We start from the raw sequence: 16,497 nt of genomic DNA, 5'->3' as shown, positions 1-16,497 counted from the left end.
ATAACTCATCACATGGGGCGCACATCAGGCGCCCCATTTTTCCAGCATTTCTCTGAGTTCTGAAGCCTGATAGGGCTTGCACAAAATATCGTCCATGCCACAGGCAAAACAGTCTTCTCGTTCCGCTGTGGTTGTGCCGGCGGTCAACGCGACAATCGGTTTTCGGTAACCGGATTTTCGTAGTTTTTCTGTTGTGGTGTATCCATCCATGATGGGCATTCGGCAATCCATCAGAATGATGTCAAATTCAGTGTTCTTCAGTATGTCCAGCGCTTGCTGCCCATTCTCAGCAATGACTGGCTGAATGCCAAATTTACTCATCATGAGTGTAATAATCATTTGGTTGGTTTTCAGATCTTCGACAACCAGTACCCGAAGCGCATCAATTGGCCCTGGCAAATCCGGAGAAATTAGATTGGTGGTATTATCGGCATGATGTGGTTCCAGGGGGAGGGCAACTGTGAATGTGGCTCCGGCGTTCTCCTGACTGTTCACCCCAATAGCGCCGTTCATCTGTTCCGTGAGTTTTTTGCAGATTGCCAGTCCCAGTCCTGTCCCTTCATGATTTCGCTGACTTGAATTATCGACCTGAGTAAACGGCTCAAACAAATCCTGCTGGCTGGCCACAGGAATGCCGCAACCGGTATCTGTTACTGAGAATGACAAGGCGTTTTCTCGCCAGCATAGCTCAGCGCTGACAGATCCTTTCTGGGTAAACTTAATCGCGTTGCCGATAAGATTGACGTAAATCTGTTTAATCCTGTCTTCGTCCCCGATCAGCCATCGGGGGGTGTCTGGTTGACAGTGTATGTTCAGGGCCAGTTGTTTTTCATTGGCTCGGTGCTGAAAAATATCGTTTAACACCGTTGCCAGATTGTGACTATCAAATGGCTTGTTGGCGAGTTCCAGCATACCGGCGTTGATCTTACTGTAATCCAGCAGGTCATTGATGATGGCTCGTAACAGCTCCCCGGAATGGTTCAGTGTACTGAGCAAACGGTGCTGGTGCTGATCGAGCGAGGTGTCGGCAAGCAATTCAGCAGAGCCGAGCAGGCCATTGAGCGGCGTTCGCAGTTCATGGTTGATCATGGCCAGAAAATCTCGGGTGGATTTCTCGGATGCTTCCGCCTGTTGTCTGGCGCGTATGGCTTCCTCCAGCTTGAGCTGACGGTCAATCGATGAACGAAGCATCTCCCCAAAAAGGTGCATATGTTGCTGAATGGTTTGAGACCATTCCGGCAGTGTATTGATGCGGGTGACAAAAAAACCGTCGACCGCGTGGTTAGACAAAGACAACCATAACGTGCCGTCTTTGGCATCCCAGTAATCGCCATTCAGATGCAGGGTGTCAGGGCTGGTCCATTTCTGTTGTCGTCCGGAGGTATAACTGACATTGAGTCCCTTATCCAACTCACAGCGGAGGTATAACCCGCAGGCGCGAATAGTATGATTATCGACTAACGCATCAGCCAGCGCCTGAAACAGGGCTTCATTCGGGGGATGCTTGAGAAACTTGCGGCCAAATTCCAGCAGCTGCTTTTCAATCCGCATTTGATAAGCCAGGAGTTCCGAATCACTTTCCGCCCGGGCTTCGAGTTTATCCAGACTCTTTTGAACGAGTAAATTGGCGTTAAACAGCTCCCGACTTTTTGCTTCCAGTAACTTCTCGGCGGTTCGTCTGGCTTCACGCTCTCGCTCCACTTTCTTTTCAAGGAGGGCAATGTGTTGGTGCAAATCCATAGTCACTCCGTGAGCCGCTCCACTTTGAAACGGACATGATCCTGCTGCCCTGATACCGGCATCATCTCGATAGCGATGCGGTCACCAAAATGAACGGCACAGCCTTTAATCAGCCCGAGACAGACGTGGCCCATGCAACGCGCTGACTTGTAGTCCATGATGAGGGTCGATTCTGTCTGAGACAGAAAATCAAACTTTGGCGGATTAGCATCAGGATAGAGTTTTTTGACTTCGGTGTGGATGTGGGCCTCAACCCGGTTGATGAAACTGAGGGTGTGGTATTGTTCGGCGGGCATTTCCGGCAGATTACTGAGCAGGCGAGGAAAAACGGCTTCGCCAAACAGCTCCTGTAATGAAGCTACTGAGTGTCCGGTGATGGCACTCAGGCTGCTTATTAGCCTGACCAGTTCCCGGTGGTCATAACTGCCGACACTGGTATAACTTCCCTGATCGCCGGCATCGTCCAGCATTTGCTGACAGACCTGAAGGCCAAACTGATGCTCAACAATATCCAGAAATTCAGTAAAAATGATTCCTTTCATTTTACCCCTGACAGACATAATACTCCTGTCTGAAGTATGGGAAAGGAACGAGCGGTGGTCAAAAATTTCTAAGTGATTACAAACCGTTGTCGCATCGCGTTGATGATGAAGACTTACCCGAATGGGGTAGATTTATGCAATAAAAATGTGAAAGAAAGCGGTTGGGATTATTGCATCTCGAACAGTGGGGAGTCAGCCTCGGCTCTGGCGATCAAAGCGTCACGCATTTCCTGGCATAAAGCGTCCTGCGCCGGAACCGGCAACGCTGCAATGTCGCTGACCAGGGTACCGAGTTCAGGATCGTGGTACAACATTCCGCATGCAGCGGGCTTACCTTTAAAAAATCCGACAAATAACTGGGCGGGAGAGTCCGGTTCAAACATGATTTGCGTAAGATATTCCACAACGGCGCTATGTTCATCCTGATCATCCCATTGGCTGGCGTATACGACGGCATAGCGGATGGTGAGAGGGTGGCAGTCAACAGGATAGATTGACAGGGCAGACGGTTCGTAACTGGTATGTGAAGCGGAAGTTGCGGTCAAACTGGTTTGCTTTGCCTGATACAACGCGAGACCCTGTTCACTTTCCGGCGTGGGAAATTCGGCTTCGGTGATGTGGCTGTCCATCCAGTGATTTTTCTTTGCGATGAGTGCTTCCATCAGTATTTCTGCCCCTGTGTTTTTACTTATTTCCCCACACCTTACCGTAATTAATCCGGTTAAGGTATTGGAATGGGGTTAATTGCTCAATTAATGACTAAAAATGACGTCATTGTTGTTTACCCGGTGTCTTTCACTATAAATCCCATCTTCAGCACGCTTGCCACAGCTGACGATCATGGTGATTTCTGCCTGTTTTGGCAGCCCTAACAGCGCTTTTACGCGCTTAGAATCAAACCCTTCCATCGGACAGGTGTCATAACCTTCTGCACGCATGGCTGTCATAAAAGTCATCGCTGCCAGCGAAGTGCTCTTGTGCAGGCAAACCCGTAAATCCGCTTTACTGACCTCTCTTACCATCGGTTTTCTCAAGCCCATGTAACAGCTCAGAACTTTTCGACCCAGTCCGAACAGCCCGAATCGATCATTGTTGTACAGAAACGGGATGAGTTTCTCATAGTAGCGTAGTGCGCGTTTTGCCGTTTCATCTTCACGGTCGGAGAAGGCTTCCCGGATAGTAGCCGCGTTCATTTCCGCTCGCTGCTTCCATTTATAAGGGGTGACCACAAAGAGGACCAACTCGTTGGCTGTTTTCGCAGCATTCTGCCCCATACAATAATGCGCCAGTTTTGCTTTTTTATCCGCATTAATGACTCTGTGGAATTCCCATAACTGCATATTGGAACTGTTAGGTGACAGTGTAGCAAGCTCCAGCGATCGCGTGACCACATCATGGTCAAATTCTGCGGCCTCATCGTATTTACGAACCGAGCGGCGGGAGCGGATGATATCGGAAAAAGTGTGGTGTTCAGCAGACATAGCAAGGTTAAGAGCCGTGAAATTAAGGGGGAGGCACTATACCGTTTTTGTCTGATGACGGATACCTGGCGGCAAACCCGAAACGGTGCGAAAACTCAAAAATAAGCGTTGCTACCAATGACTTTCTTACTTGGTGACTTGGTGATATGTATCGGGGGAGTAAATCAAACTGCTAGCCCCGGAGTTTAATGTTTATCAAAAAAGTCTTTGTTTCTGATGTATTTGTTCATGTAGTGGTAGGTGATGGGACGCAGGATCCAGCTGACCAAAGAGCGGTATAATCGTTGATACGTCGGCGTATCCTCATAAATTTTGCCATTATGAAGCCACAGTAATTTACCAACATGCCAGAACATCAGTGGCACGGGAGGCAGAAAGGTAACAACGTCTAAATCGCAGCAAATACGGTATGTTCTCTGCTCCAGCGGGTAGTGCTTTCTGAAGTTCCAGAAGCCGGCAGCGGGTTGACCAAATGTCACAATGCGCTTAATGGCGTGTGGGTAACGCTGATACAGGCGGTGCGCAACTAGAATGGCCATCGCGCCACCGGAAGAATGTCCGGTAAATGCCACTCGTTTTCCCTGTGCCAGCAGAGGTTCAAGCACAGACTCAATCTGCTCATAAATGGTTTTGCTGGCAAAATCGCGTTGCCTTTCTTGAGATTGCTGGAATTCCACATTCATACTGTCAGTGACAAACGGGTCAGCAGCAGCTGGCGGTAGCTGACTTTTTTGCTCCAGCAATTTGTAGTAGCCCCAGTGAACATGGCAGCGTTTCTGCCCATAGGGTAATTGCTTGGGTAAAAATGCCAGGTTAACTAGCCAGTCCCAGATACTTTGAGAACCTTTAAAGACCACCACAATCTCCGGGTGTTCCCCCCAAAGCACTCGAATGATTGTACGCCCCCAGCGGTCAGTGATTTCATGGCGTCCTTCCGGGGAAAAACCGTATTGCGTGTGATTAAAGGTGGTGGGGTAGGCAAGCTGACACAAGATGGCGTAACGCTCATATTGATAACGTTTAAGAGGTTTCATTCATTTCCTGATGTGGGTGCAGAACCTGCTATGTAACAGACTCCTCCCAACTTAAAGGTGATTTATCTCAAACAGATGACACCCACTTTGAATCTGTTTGAGGTGACATAAAAAATGTCATGCTATGCGGTTAACCTGAACATACATCGAATTGGGTTCAAATTTTATGAAAGATAATGCGTAAAGCTTGAATGATTTGATATAAGAATAGATGTGTTTGGGCTTATTCTTTTTGGCAATTGTTAGGAAATGCATGGCAGGTAACATGATGGAATATGATTTTAAGTCTCACCCGTTCGTAAAACTCACACAGGCAGCGCAACCGGAAGAACTCTTCAGACAGTTTCAGGGGATGATGGTGGCTGGTAAGGCTATGGAAGCTGCGGCGGTGTCGAATGCCCGTCAGATGATGGACCAGAGCTATCAGCAGACACTCAAAATTCTTGAAGAAATGGATCGCAAATTTTATCAGCAGAAGGAAGAGCAGCCATCGTTGCATTTTCCTTTTGATGTGTTGGATCAGATGACTCGGCAGGCGCATGAGCAGTGGAATCGCGTCACCGGTGTTTCTGGTCAGGAGCAGCAGCAAGCAGAGGAAGCGTTAAAAGCGCAGCTCGCTGAAATGGAAAAGCTGCTGTCTGAGCGTGATGACACGTTGGAAATCGCCTTGGCCGATATTGATAAGGCGGTTAAAGCTAAAGCAACGGCACAACGCAATGCGCGTAAAGTCAAAACGGAACGTGAAGAGTTTGAAGCGCAATGTAAAACTCTGCATGAGGATATTAAAACCAAGGATGCGAGCCTAGCAGAAGTCCAACAAGAGAATAACCAGCTTAAAACCAAACAGGTTGATTTGGAAAAACGCCTGGAAGTCTTAAACGCCGAACTGGCAACACTGAAGGTGAAACAGGCACAAAACGCAGGTGCCTGATTTCAAGTAAGTCTCTATAGCAAAAATAAAAAAGCGCCCACTGCGGCGCTTTTTTTCGTTTTGGCTAATAAGTCAGGGCAAAGCATGGCTTGAACGATGATGCTCAGTTAGCCATGAGAAAGCAGACAGAAAAATGTGATGCCGTCAGCATCCTTATTTGTCTCGTTCACTATTAATAGGAATATTCAGAGTGTTTTGTTATCACTGTTGTTAACACAATCGAAGCCGTTGCAAAAAGGAGTAGTGGTCAATGAGCAAGCAACAACGGGAAGTGACATTACGTTTTCTGGCCGAGCCGGGAGATGTCAATTTTGGCGGTAAAGTGCACGGCGGTGCCGTGATGAAATGGATCGACCTTGCGGCTTACGCCTGTTCCGCCGGGTGGAGTGGCAAATACTGTATTACAGCTTACGCAGGCGGTATCCGTTTCGTTAAGCCGATCCATGTCGGGAACTTGGTAGAAGTAACGGCAAGAGTCATTTATACCGGGAAAACCTCAATGCATATCGCGATTGATGTGCAGGCATGTGATCCGAAAGAACTGGAAAATCAGCTGACTACGCACTGTATTATGGTCATGGTGGCTGTGGATGAAGCGGGTCAGCCGACGGAAGTTCCTGAGTGGCAGCCGGAAAACGCGGAAGATAAAGCCCTGCGGGAATCGGCCATTAAACTGATGAACATGCGAAAAGAGATCGGCGAAGAAATGGAAGCTCACGTTAAGTTTATCAAGTAAGCCCTTGCCTCGAAGATAAGAGCAAGCAACGCAGTTCAGGGAGTGAAGCTCTGCTAGCGTTGCGATGAAGCTGTTGTTGAGCGCAGATTCTTAGTTAGTCCGTCAGATCAGGAATGGGATGTCATTGTGCAACTTTAACTAAAGCATATTGACGGTTAATCGGTATGCAGTTAGTCTTGGCGTACACTTGTACGCTCAACGACTATAGGTTTCAGGATGACATCCTCAAAGCCGCCACTGATTTGGCTGAATATTTTTATCTTTACATCAACCTTGCTGATCGCTGTGATTGGCGCCCCGTTATATGCTTACTTCGTCGGTTTCGACTGGACGCAATGGGCCATGTTATTGGCGGCTTTTTCTTATTGCGGCATGTCTATCACGGCGGGTTACCATCGCTTGTGGTCGCACAAAGCTTATGAAGCCAACGCAGTGATGCGCTTCATTTTTGCCGTTGGTGGTGCCTTTGCATTGCAAAACAGCATCCTTCACTGGTCTTCAGATCACCGAATTCACCATCGCCATGTCGATAACAACGAGAAAGATCCGTACTCTGCCAAAATGGGCTTTTTCTACAGCCATATTGGCTGGATGTTGCGTGAATACCAGGCGAACCGCTACTCCGATTACAGCAACTGCCGTGATCTGCAGAAAGATAAAATCGTTATGTGGCAACACAAGTACTACGTGCCTCTGGCTGTCGCGACGAACTTTGGTATTCCTTTGCTGTTTGGTTTATGGCATGGCGATATCTGGGGGGCTTTGTTACTGGTGGGTATAGTCCGACTTGTGCTGAGTCATCATACCACTTTCTTCATTAACTCCCTGGCGCATATCTGGGGAAGTCAGCCGTATACCGATAAAAACACTGCCCGGGACAACGGTTTTCTGGCGTTGCTGACGTTTGGCGAGGGCTATCACAACTACCATCATATTTTTGAATACGATTACCGTAATGGCATTCGTTGGTGGCAGTTCGATCCGACGAAGTGGCTGATCAAATCCTGTGCTTGGATGGGAATGGCAAAGAACCTCAAAGTTTGTCCGGAAGATCGAATTGAAAAGGCCAAAGCCACCATGCAGTTACAGCGCCTGCAGCAGAAATTGGAAGCGGTGCCGAATAGTCACGCCTGCCTTGAGATGCTGAATCAGGAATATGAAATTCTGTTACATAAAATTGCTGACTACTACGGTGCCAAGAAGCGTATGCTGGAACTGAAGAAAAATGATTTACTGAAACAGTATGAGAGCTTTGAATTTCTTCAACAATACCGTGAAATGAAGTATCGTCTCGAAATGCAAAGAAAAGTCTGGAAGCAGTTGACGGCTCAGTATGCCTGATAGGGCATGAACGAGCGACCTGACGGTCTTGCAGATGAGACAGAAACAACCAAAGCGGGGCATTTAGCCCCGCTTTGTTATGCATACTGTTAATACTGCGATGGCAAAAGCTTGACGGAATGATGACGTACTTCCGCGGAGAAATCCGATACAATCGGCGATATTGCTGTCTCGATTCAGAGAAAAGCACACAAGAGCAACAGCGCAATGCGCTTATTTGCCATAATTGAGGGGATAAAAGATGGAGGCACTGTTTTGAGACGAATTTTACTCTTAATGTTTGCTTGTTTCATGTCAATGTCGGCGCAGGCGGTAGAGTATGATCGGCCGGATTCCAGCACTAAGCTGATTGGTACGATGGAGTACTACCAGGTTAACAAAGGTGACAGCCTTCTGGATATCGCCAACCGTTATGATGTTGGATTGCTGCTGCTGATGGCGTCAAATCCGGGGGTGGATCCGTTTCTGCCGACGCCGGGATCTCTACTGAAGATTCCGATGCAACTGATTCTGCCGGATGTAAAACGTGAAGGGATTGTCATCAACCTGGCTGAGCTGCGTTTGTACTACTTCCCATCGAACAGCGACAAGATGTACGTGTTCCCGATTGGGATTGGTCGTGTTGGACGTGAAACGCCTAAGATGACCACTTCGATCAGTCAGATGATCAAGAACCCGACGTGGACGCCGACGGCAAATATTCGTCGTGAATATCGTGAAAAGCACAATGTGATCTTGCCTGCAGTAGTCCCTGCTGGTCCGGAAAACCCGCTGGGTGATTACGCGATGCGTCTTTCCCATGGTTCTGGTCAGTACCTTATCCATGGTACCAATAAAGATTTCGGTATCGGTATGCGTGTAAGTTCAGGTTGTATTCGCATGAACCCTTGGGATGTAGAGTGGCTTTTCCACCAAGTGTCACGAGGTACTAAAGTGCGTATCATCAACCAGCCTGTTAAACAGGCGATAGAAGCAGATGGTTCAGTATACGTTGAAGTTCACGAACCGTTGTCACGCGATGAAGATCAGATGGGCGAGCATAAACGTGTTTCTGCCCCAGATCAGCTGTTGGCGGAAGTTGCTGGTGATGTTCGAGCTCGTCAGTTACTGGATGAAGCCCTGATGAACCAGATTGGCCTACCGGTCCAGCTTCGCTGATTAACTCGTTTTCATGGCGCTATTGTTTCATAACGGTTCTGTTTATGGCGTATTTTTTCATGATGCTAACTGTGATTTTATACGCTGACCGACACATTTATCGTGCGGTGTTACCTCATAGTTTTTTGGCTGCTGGGGACATTGGTTAGCCTTATGAACAGGGCACAGTAAAACGCAATTATTACCGCTTGAACACGAAAAGCTTTGAATGAAAAACGGCAACCTTAGGGTTGCCGTTTTGTTATGGGTTCGCTGATGCTAACCCGAAGTCAGCTCATTCGATCAGTTGGTGACCGTCGAAGGAATGCGGCTGTCGGTTAACCCTGTCAGTGGAGAGATGACGAAGGACATTGTGCGTAAATTCGGGTTGTGTTTGTCAAATAGCGATTTGTCCCGTTGGCTGGCATCACTGTGTGTGACAACGCCGTATCCGCTTGGGAAAAGTGTGTTCCACAAGGTACTTTTGGCGACTAGGCTAGAAGTGAGGAACTGGCCAATATAGGTGACCTGAGCCGGTCGGACGGTAAACGCGATATTCAGGTTATCTTTCGTTTTTGATTCAACACTCTGAATCCCGTTACTTCCCCTGAAGCTGATACTGTATAGCTCATACTGCCCAGGCGGCAGCGCAATAGTGAACAGCTGACCTTTTTGCAGGCCGTTATTGTAATCAAAGTCGGATTTAGAACTGGTGACTGTGATTGGATCTGCACTGCCTTGCTGTCTGAGATACAGCGTTGTGACAAGTCCTTCCCCCGTTGATGGCCATTCTGTGGTCACCCCCAAACTACCGGTAACATATCCGTTGTTCGATTCAGACTGAGCCAGTCTGTCCGGGACGGAAATGTTGATGCCGTTACTGCACCCGGATAGCAAAACTAATAAGAACAGAGAAATAAAAAGTTTCATATTGCATCCTAGCAAACGGTTAACGCTTCGTTTTAAAGCTGATACCACAAGTTTCCAATGTCACAACCAATGAAAACACTAATTTAACAAGTGCCAATGGTTGAATATAGACAACTCTGACCTCTTAAAATAGCGAGCCGCCAAAAAAAATCTACTGCTTTTCTCAATTTCACGAGGAAAAGTAGACGGATCACAAATTCAGTGCTGCAAGATACGACGATCAGTTGATTTTGACTGATCGCTGATTGGTGATTTTATATGCAGCTAGTTGGTATTAAAGGGAAAGATTATTTCAGCCGGGGAGATCTTGCTAGCGCAGATGATAGAGACGCAGAAAAAATTACTCAAATCGAAAGACAGAGAGAAAACAAAAAGCCCCTGTAACATACAGAGGCTTGAAGGCATTATTTTCGTTTGATTTTATCAACGTCAATGACGTTTTTAAATTTGTCAGCCTTACTCAGTACGTAATCAACATCCGGCGGGAAATCCTTGTTAGACTTCGCGTGTTTCATCATGTCGAACACAGTAAACTCGGTCAGGACTGCAAACTGATATTCAGAAAACTCACCCTCTGACTGCAGAGTAGGGTCGTAGTACTTGTCGCCTTTACGAATAATCGCGTGGTCAATCACGGTTTCTTCACAGCGGTAACCCAGGACATAGCGATCGCCTTTCCCGTAGATCACATTCATGTAGCTGTTGTAAAAGCATTCACCTGTGGTGGTGGTGCAAGACTCCAGTAAGTCAGCATCCATGGCCGAAACAGTTACAATACGCATCTTGTCTGCTTTAAAATTCAGCGCAGCAAGTTGATGACGTACGTCATCAAGGTTTACTTCATTCACTTCAAAGTACCGGAAAGTTCATTTTGAGCGCGGCATTATACATGAGGGATCAGAAAAAACGCACACTTTATGCGTTTATCGACAGGATGTTATTGCGAAGTCGTTTGAAGGTCAACGCTGTGACATGACTGGTGTCCTTGAGCTTTTAAATTAGGTCTTATTCAAAGAAAGATATAGAGGGGATAAGTGATATTAGTGACATTGTCACTTAGTTATTGGAAATAGAGACAGGCATACATACACGTTGGCTGAGGTGTGTCGACGTAATCATGTAAAATAGACGGCGCGTATCGGGCTAGAAGTCTGGGTTGAAGTCTGGGTGTGTAGATATAGCTATATACACACGTTGTGTTGGTACCACACAGCGACAACTTATGAACAGGGTGATGCTCATGCTTGTTATCAGATCGCGTACAGACTCGCGACTGTTATCGCATTTATCAGGGGATTGCATGCAAACCGTACAACAGGGCAGGTAAACACATGATTCAGATCGTAGTCAGAGGTGCTATTACGGTTTTTTGTATGAAAATGGTTTAAATGAGATTCGTTTACAATTAGAATCTATAACCATTACCAGCTATGACGATAGCGGTTTATGTTTGTTTTTATATCTTCATTGATTGAAGCCTTTTATTTTTCTTAACCGACTGATTTATTAACAATGAAAGTAGCAAAAACCAGCCTGGCACTGTTGATGCTGGGCATGATTAGCGGAGCCAACGCCAGTACGCTGGGTGACGCACGTTCCATCGAGAACTCCATGAACGCCGCCTCGGCTAACAGCCAGAAGAAAATCGATCGCAGTGCTGACTCTGTGCTCAGCATGAAAGCGGAAATGGAACAGCTGAAGGAAGAAGTGAACAACCTCGGCATTTACCGCGATCACCTTTCAAACCTGGTGGCCAGTCAGCAGCAGGAAGCTGAAAGCCTTCAGCATCAGATCGAGGGAATCAAAGATACTCGTCAGGGGGTTGTGCCTCTGATGTACCGTATGCTTGCTGGCCTGAAGACAACAGTGGAAAACGATAAACCGATTCGCCATGAACAGCGCCTAGATCGTATCAGCAAGCTGGAAGACATGATGGCAATGGCGGATGTCAGCGACGCGGAGAAATTCCGCCGTATTCTGGAAGCCTACCAGATTGAAATGGATTACGGCACCAAGATGGGGATCTATCAGGGCCAACTGGCGCTGGATAACACGAAGATTGAAGCGGATATGCTGTACCTGGGACGCATTTCGCTGGTTGCCCGCAGCCTTGATGGTAAGCGTTTCTGGGCCTGGAATGATAAAACGTCCGGCTGGCAATCGCTGGAAAACGGCTATGCCAAAGACATCAATAAAGCATTTGCGATTGCTTCCAAGCAAGCTGCGCCAAGCCTGATCACCCTGCCGGTTTCCGTTAACGTGGAGAATAACTAAGATGAAATTCAAAGCGTTAGCAACTGCGCTGTGCCTTGTTTCAATGCCAATGCTGGTGTCAGCCCAAACTTCGCTGGCCGATCAAACACGTCAGGAACAACGTGTTCAGAACGCGCATGACGCCGATCGTGAGCAGGATTTTCGTCTGACTGAGCAGGAAATTCGTGCTCAGTACAATGCGTTGGTCAAGCAGCGGGATCAGCTACAAGCCGAAACCGATGAGCTGAGCGCCACATTCAGTAAAAATGAAAACGACCTGGCCCGCCTGGAAGAACAGCTGCGTTTGGAAACCGGTAGTCTTGGTGAACTGTTTGGGGTTGTTCGTCAGGCCGCCAAAGAGCTGGATAACGAATTGGCCTATTCCGTGACCGGGGTCGACCGCAAAACATTCCGTCCGGTGGTCGACTCGATTGTTGAAGCCAAAGCGCTGCCTTCATTAAAGCAGCTGACTGCGCTGTGGCAGGGAATGGAAGAGCAAATTTCGGCCAGCCGAGAAATGCGTCTGGTGCAGGTGCCTTTTATTAACGGCGAAGGGCAGACCAATAATGTGGATGCTTACCGACTGGGCAGCATCGGCCTGGTGGGTGAATACGGGTACATCGATTGGGACGGCAAGCGTGCTGTAGCGAAACCTTATCTGAAGCAGCCTGAAAATGGCCCGGTACTTAACACCCTTACGGGGTTGACGGAAACTGGGATGCAGGCAGCCGTGGTGGATCCATCACGCGGTATCATGCTGGAACAACTAGCAAACTCTCCAGAGTTGTCTGACCGTCTCGAGCACGGCGGCATCGTCGGAAAAATTATTCTTGGTTTGCTGGCGATTGGTCTGGGAATTTCTTTGTTCCGCGGTATCAAGCTGACCCTGGTGCGCCAGCAAATCAACAAGCAGCTGAAGTCGCCGACTCAACCGGGCGATAACCCACTGGGACGCGTGCTGTCAGTTTATAACAAAGAACAGAAGCGCAGCGTGGAAGCACTGGAACTGCGCTTACTGGAAACCATTGTCGATGAACAGCAGGGATTGGAAAAAGGCCTGTCGATGCTGAAACTGCTGGCGGCCTTGGCGCCAATGCTGGGTCTGTTGGGTACTGTAACGGGCATGATTGAAACCTTCCAGGTTATTACTCAGTTCGGCAATGGTGACCCAACCATTATGGCTGGTGGTATTTCTACTGCATTGGTTACGACGGTTCTTGGTCTGGTTTCAGCCATGCCGTTGCTGCTTGCTCATAATATCCTGAGTTCACAGGCAGAAAATATTCGCACCATTCTAGAGAAACAGGGAATAAGCCTGGTCGCAGAACAGGCTGAAAAAGCAGGAACTGCCGCATAATGGAAAACAGTCTTTACGACATCCCATTGATCCACAACTCAGCACTGGAAAGCTGGTGGTACTCACTGGAGCAGTTTATGAATCAGGGAGGCCAGATCCTATGGTGGCTGGCCGCCGTGGTAATGCTGTGCTGGGTACTGGTTGTTGAGCGGGTTGTGTATCTGTCTGTGACATATCCGAAGCAGAAGCAGCAATGGCTGACGTTGTGGCAGGCCAGAGATGATCAAACGTCCTGGTATGCCCACGCGGTTCGTAGTGGCTGGCTGAATCAGGCTCATCTGGCGCTGAATCAGAATCTGAATCTGATCAAAGTGCTGGTTGCAATATGCCCGATGCTGGGACTGCTTGGCACAGTCACTGGGATGATTTCTGTGTTTGATGTCATGGCCACGCAGGGCAGTAGCCAGCCTCGTCTGATGGCGTCTGGGATTTCCCTTGCGACCTTACCGACAATGGCCGGTATGGTTGCAGCGCTGTCTGGTATGTTTGTCCATTCCCGTCTGGCTAAAGCCTGTCATTTACGGGAAATGAAACTTGAAAAATTATTAAGGAGCCAGTGATGAGACTTAATCGTCCGTCTTCTGCCCGTGAAGATGCCCAGGTTGATCTGACCTCAATGCTGGATATCGTCTTTATTATGTTGATCTTCTTCATCGTCACCAGTTCATTTGTCCGTGAGTCCGGTGTTGAAGTGAATCGTCCGCAGGCCAGTAATGTTGTCAGCCAAAAAGACGCCGGGATTTTTGTGGCCATCACGTCAGCTAACGATGTCTATATTGATAAGCGTGTTGTGGATGTGGAGCGTGTGCAGGCGACGTTGGAACACTTGTTGCTAGATCAACCGGATGCCTCCCTGGTTATTCAGGCTGATGAACATGCTTACAACGGTACCGTGGTCAAAGTTATGGATGCGGCCAAAGGGGCCGGAGTGAAGAATATTGCTTTGGCCGCGGAGAAACGCTGATGTTTCGATTGTTAATCGCTCTGCCCGTGGCTTTTTCTGTCGCCTTGGGACTGTTTACTTTCATGGCATGGATGGTGGATAACGGCCATCCTCGAGCCCAGGAGGAAAAACAGGTTCTGGCGTTTGACATGGTTATGGTTGAGCAGGAACGGGACGTATCCCGCCGTCAGCGCGCGGTACCTGAACCGCCGGAGACACCGGAGCCGCCGCCGCAGGCAATGCCGAAAACATCGCAGTCAGTGACAACCAATACGGTTACTCCGACCATGCCGAGCCTGAGTCTGGATACCGCAATTTCCGGGCTGGCGATTAATGTCCCGACGTTTTCTGATTTCGGGACAAGCGTTAATCAGCAGGCGATGCCGCTTTATAAACAGGATCCGGTTTATCCCCCTAAAGCGCAGCAGAGGGGCATTGAAGGTTATGTGGTGTTTTCGTTTACCGTGGATGCACAAGGACGCCCGACGGATATTCAGATAACCGATGCGAATCCTAAACGTATCTTTGATCGGGAAGCGATGCGTGCGCTGAAAAAATGGAAGTATCAGCCTAAAGTGGTGGATGGCCGAGCTGTGCCTTACGTCCAGACCGCAAAAATTGTGTTCAAGATGGAGAAATGATGAAGAAGTTCACTCTGGTTGCTTTGCTGGCAATACCACTCAGTGTTGCTTCTGTTCATGCCGCAGATTTGTCGCAGGGTATCGCGAACAAGGTGCAGCGGGCGAATACGTTGCAGCAGAATGAAAAGCTGGGCGAAGCCATTAATCTGCTGAAGGGGCTGAACCCTTCAAGGGAGTACGACAAAGCTTACGTACAACGTATGCTGGGGGTGTTCTATTGGCAGAGTGGTAACAAAAATCAGGCCATTACCAACTTGCAGAAAGCGGTTGAGTCGGGTTTGCTGCAAGACGAGCAAGCCTGGGTAACTCGCCGAATGTTGGCTGACATTCTGCTGTCCAGCGAGAAATTCCGGCAGGCTTTGCCGCACTATTACACGCTTTCAAAATCGGTTCCGGAAAATCAGAACGCAGCCGAACTGTGGCTGCGTATTGCGCAAAGCCATTATCAACTGGAACAATGGAATGACGTGTTGAAGGCTGTTGCCAAACGCGATCGTTTTTTAAAGAAAACGGATAAGCATTCACTAAACATGAAGCTAGGAGCACAACTGCAGCTTCAACAGTGGAAAGGGGCGGTACCCACTCTGGAAGCATTGATTGCGCTGGAACCGAACCATGTGGCCTGGTGGCAGCAACTGACCGGTATTCAACTCCGACTTGGTCGTTCGCATGATGCCCTCAATACCATGGCGCTGGCGAAAAGGCAGGGGGTCGCACTAACGCAGCGGGATCTGCGAAGTCTTGCGCAATTATATGCCCAGAGAGGCATTCCTGAGCGAGCAGCACAGCAAATTGCCGAACTGGAAGGAGCCGAGTCCGACAGTGAATTGCTGGCGATTCAGGCCCAGTACTGGCAGATGGCAAGAGAGTGGGATCAGGCGGTGAAAGTCTGGGAACTGGCAGCCAACCGCGACAATAAATACCGTTGGCAATTAGCTCAGCTATTGCTTCAGGAAGGGCATTACCGGCAGGCATTGACTCAGTTGCAAAAAGTGACGGATAAACGCCGTGCGGCAGATGTTGAACTGGCCAAAGTAAGGGCGTACTACAAGTTGACCGACTTTGATAAAGCGATTATCCACGCCAAGCGTGCCGACAATATTCAGTCGACTTCGACGTCACAGAGCTGGATTCGTTATTTGAATCAAATGCGTAAGATGGATTCCTGAACCATCCCTTTTTATTAAAGGCTGCAAACGGCAAGGTATACGATTATCGTGTTAGACCTTTGTCACATTTGCAGCCTTTTCTTTCTCTGCCACGTTGCCCATTCTTCTGGTCATGAATTGCTTCACAGTATTGTGTCTGTCTGAAAGGCAAGCTGATGAAGTCTGTCAACTTTCCTATCCTTAATGCATAGCTCCTGACTCAGAGCTACTGACATCTTGTTCCTGACGACGGGCAACCAATAGGGTACGCGTATGAATGTTC

Annotated in this window: 17 protein-coding genes; 10 read left to right on the top strand and 7 right to left on the bottom strand. The window is 48.3% G+C overall.

Annotation, left to right across the window (positions count from 1 at the left end):
- Window positions 1–24: 24 nt before the first annotated feature.
- The 5 genes from PGW97_RS21170 to PGW97_RS21150 all read right to left on the bottom strand — a co-directional run bounded on the left by PGW97_RS21170 (window position 25) and on the right by PGW97_RS21150 (window position 4,797).
- Window positions 25–1,740 (bottom strand): ATP-binding protein, encoded by a 1,716-nt coding sequence (locus PGW97_RS21170; RefSeq protein ID WP_273859738.1) that lies wholly within the window; start codon window positions 1,738–1,740, stop codon window positions 25–27.
- Between the two features lie 2 nt (window positions 1,741–1,742).
- Entirely contained in the window at window positions 1,743–2,282 is a 540-nt protein-coding gene (locus PGW97_RS21165; RefSeq protein ID WP_273859737.1) for a heme NO-binding domain-containing protein, read from the bottom strand.
- Window positions 2,283–2,449: 167 nt separating this feature from the next.
- Window positions 2,450–2,944, bottom strand: a complete 495-nt coding sequence (locus PGW97_RS21160) for a hypothetical protein (protein ID WP_273859736.1) — start codon at window positions 2,942–2,944, stop codon at window positions 2,450–2,452.
- Between the two features lie 90 nt (window positions 2,945–3,034).
- Window positions 3,035–3,763: a nitroreductase family protein gene (locus tag PGW97_RS21155; RefSeq protein ID WP_273859735.1), complete on the bottom strand. Its 729-nt coding sequence runs from the start codon at window positions 3,761–3,763 to the stop codon at window positions 3,035–3,037.
- 185 nt (window positions 3,764–3,948) lie between these two features.
- A complete protein-coding gene (locus tag PGW97_RS21150) occupies window positions 3,949–4,797 on the bottom strand; it encodes a lipase family protein (RefSeq protein WP_047885935.1) in 849 nt (282 codons plus the stop codon).
- 253 nt (window positions 4,798–5,050) lie between these two features.
- Here PGW97_RS21150 and PGW97_RS21145 point away from each other — a divergent pair, with 253 nt between their 5' ends.
- From PGW97_RS21145 to PGW97_RS21130, 4 genes are all read left to right on the top strand, one after another.
- A complete protein-coding gene (locus PGW97_RS21145) occupies window positions 5,051–5,728 on the top strand; it encodes a hypothetical protein (protein WP_273859734.1) in 678 nt (225 codons plus the stop codon).
- A gap of 250 nt (window positions 5,729–5,978) precedes the next feature.
- Window positions 5,979–6,464 (top strand): acyl-CoA thioesterase, encoded by a 486-nt coding sequence (locus PGW97_RS21140; RefSeq protein ID WP_047885933.1) that lies wholly within the window; start codon window positions 5,979–5,981, stop codon window positions 6,462–6,464.
- A gap of 216 nt (window positions 6,465–6,680) precedes the next feature.
- On the top strand, window positions 6,681–7,805 hold the full coding sequence (locus PGW97_RS21135) for an acyl-CoA desaturase (protein ID WP_047885932.1): 1,125 nt from the start codon (window positions 6,681–6,683) through the stop codon (window positions 7,803–7,805).
- A gap of 255 nt (window positions 7,806–8,060) precedes the next feature.
- Window positions 8,061–8,963, top strand: coding sequence for a L,D-transpeptidase family protein (locus PGW97_RS21130; protein WP_254462913.1), 903 nt, complete (start codon window positions 8,061–8,063; stop codon window positions 8,961–8,963).
- Between the two features lie 282 nt (window positions 8,964–9,245).
- Here PGW97_RS21130 and PGW97_RS21125 read toward each other — a convergent pair whose 3' ends face one another.
- Together PGW97_RS21125 and PGW97_RS21120 are read right to left on the bottom strand one after the other, a co-directional pair.
- Window positions 9,246–9,872: a hypothetical protein gene (locus PGW97_RS21125; RefSeq protein ID WP_047885931.1), complete on the bottom strand. Its 627-nt coding sequence runs from the start codon at window positions 9,870–9,872 to the stop codon at window positions 9,246–9,248.
- 404 nt (window positions 9,873–10,276) lie between these two features.
- On the bottom strand, window positions 10,277–10,654 hold the full coding sequence (locus PGW97_RS21120; protein WP_273859733.1) for a hypothetical protein: 378 nt from the start codon (window positions 10,652–10,654) through the stop codon (window positions 10,277–10,279).
- 730 nt (window positions 10,655–11,384) lie between these two features.
- Here PGW97_RS21120 and PGW97_RS21115 point away from each other — a divergent pair.
- The 6 genes from PGW97_RS21115 to PGW97_RS21090 are packed head-to-tail and all read left to right on the top strand — an operon-like array spanning window position 11,385 to window position 16,235.
- A complete protein-coding gene (locus tag PGW97_RS21115; protein ID WP_047885929.1) occupies window positions 11,385–12,146 on the top strand; it encodes a DUF3450 domain-containing protein in 762 nt (253 codons plus the stop codon).
- 1 nt (window position 12,147) lies between these two features.
- On the top strand, window positions 12,148–13,482 hold the full coding sequence (locus tag PGW97_RS21110; RefSeq protein ID WP_273859732.1) for a MotA/TolQ/ExbB proton channel family protein: 1,335 nt from the start codon (window positions 12,148–12,150) through the stop codon (window positions 13,480–13,482).
- On the top strand, window positions 13,482–14,042 hold the full coding sequence (locus PGW97_RS21105; RefSeq protein WP_047885927.1) for a MotA/TolQ/ExbB proton channel family protein: 561 nt from the start codon (window positions 13,482–13,484) through the stop codon (window positions 14,040–14,042). The genes PGW97_RS21110 and PGW97_RS21105 overlap by 1 nt, the downstream gene beginning before the upstream one ends.
- Window positions 14,042–14,446, top strand: a complete 405-nt coding sequence (locus PGW97_RS21100) for an ExbD/TolR family protein (RefSeq protein ID WP_047885926.1) — start codon at window positions 14,042–14,044, stop codon at window positions 14,444–14,446. The genes PGW97_RS21105 and PGW97_RS21100 overlap by 1 nt, the downstream gene beginning before the upstream one ends.
- The gene (locus tag PGW97_RS21095; RefSeq protein ID WP_273859731.1) at window positions 14,446–15,066 is read left to right on the top strand and encodes an energy transducer TonB; all 621 of its coding nucleotides are present in this window, start codon (window positions 14,446–14,448) and stop codon (window positions 15,064–15,066) included. Before PGW97_RS21100 ends, PGW97_RS21095 begins: the two co-directional genes overlap by 1 nt.
- Window positions 15,063–16,235: a tetratricopeptide repeat protein gene (locus PGW97_RS21090; protein WP_273859730.1), complete on the top strand. Its 1,173-nt coding sequence runs from the start codon at window positions 15,063–15,065 to the stop codon at window positions 16,233–16,235. The genes PGW97_RS21095 and PGW97_RS21090 overlap by 4 nt, the downstream gene beginning before the upstream one ends.
- Window positions 16,236–16,497 lie beyond the last annotated feature (262 nt).

This window comes from Photobacterium sp. GSS17 (assembly GCF_028621875.1).
Classification (GTDB): domain Bacteria; phylum Pseudomonadota; class Gammaproteobacteria; order Enterobacterales; family Vibrionaceae; genus Photobacterium; species Photobacterium ganghwense.
Note: the sequence above shows the minus strand (reverse complement) of the source record. Positions and strands in the feature narration are given on the sequence as shown.

What these genes read in the sequence shown, in the direction of transcription:
- PGW97_RS21170 (WP_273859738.1), bottom strand. Translation starts at nt 1,740, where the DNA reads ATGGATTTGCACCAACACATTGCCCTCCTTGAAAAGAAAGTGGAGCGA.
- PGW97_RS21165 (WP_273859737.1), bottom strand. Translation starts at nt 2,282, where the DNA reads ATGAAAGGAATCATTTTTACTGAATTTCTGGATATTGTTGAGCATCAG.
- PGW97_RS21160 (WP_273859736.1), bottom strand. Translation starts at nt 2,944, where the DNA reads ATGGAAGCACTCATCGCAAAGAAAAATCACTGGATGGACAGCCACATC.
- PGW97_RS21155 (WP_273859735.1), bottom strand. Translation starts at nt 3,763, where the DNA reads ATGTCTGCTGAACACCACACTTTTTCCGATATCATCCGCTCCCGCCGC.
- PGW97_RS21150 (WP_047885935.1), bottom strand. Translation starts at nt 4,797, where the DNA reads ATGAAACCTCTTAAACGTTATCAATATGAGCGTTACGCCATCTTGTGT.
- PGW97_RS21145 (WP_273859734.1), top strand. Translation starts at nt 5,051, where the DNA reads ATGGCAGGTAACATGATGGAATATGATTTTAAGTCTCACCCGTTCGTA.
- PGW97_RS21140 (WP_047885933.1), top strand. Translation starts at nt 5,979, where the DNA reads ATGAGCAAGCAACAACGGGAAGTGACATTACGTTTTCTGGCCGAGCCG.
- PGW97_RS21135 (WP_047885932.1), top strand. Translation starts at nt 6,681, where the DNA reads ATGACATCCTCAAAGCCGCCACTGATTTGGCTGAATATTTTTATCTTT.
- PGW97_RS21125 (WP_047885931.1), bottom strand. Translation starts at nt 9,872, where the DNA reads ATGAAACTTTTTATTTCTCTGTTCTTATTAGTTTTGCTATCCGGGTGC.
- PGW97_RS21120 (WP_273859733.1), bottom strand. Translation starts at nt 10,654, where the DNA reads ATGCGTATTGTAACTGTTTCGGCCATGGATGCTGACTTACTGGAGTCT.
- PGW97_RS21115 (WP_047885929.1), top strand. Translation starts at nt 11,385, where the DNA reads ATGAAAGTAGCAAAAACCAGCCTGGCACTGTTGATGCTGGGCATGATT.
- PGW97_RS21110 (WP_273859732.1), top strand. Translation starts at nt 12,148, where the DNA reads ATGAAATTCAAAGCGTTAGCAACTGCGCTGTGCCTTGTTTCAATGCCA.
- PGW97_RS21105 (WP_047885927.1), top strand. Translation starts at nt 13,482, where the DNA reads ATGGAAAACAGTCTTTACGACATCCCATTGATCCACAACTCAGCACTG.
- PGW97_RS21100 (WP_047885926.1), top strand. Translation starts at nt 14,042, where the DNA reads ATGAGACTTAATCGTCCGTCTTCTGCCCGTGAAGATGCCCAGGTTGAT.
- PGW97_RS21095 (WP_273859731.1), top strand. Translation starts at nt 14,446, where the DNA reads ATGTTTCGATTGTTAATCGCTCTGCCCGTGGCTTTTTCTGTCGCCTTG.
- PGW97_RS21090 (WP_273859730.1), top strand. Translation starts at nt 15,063, where the DNA reads ATGATGAAGAAGTTCACTCTGGTTGCTTTGCTGGCAATACCACTCAGT.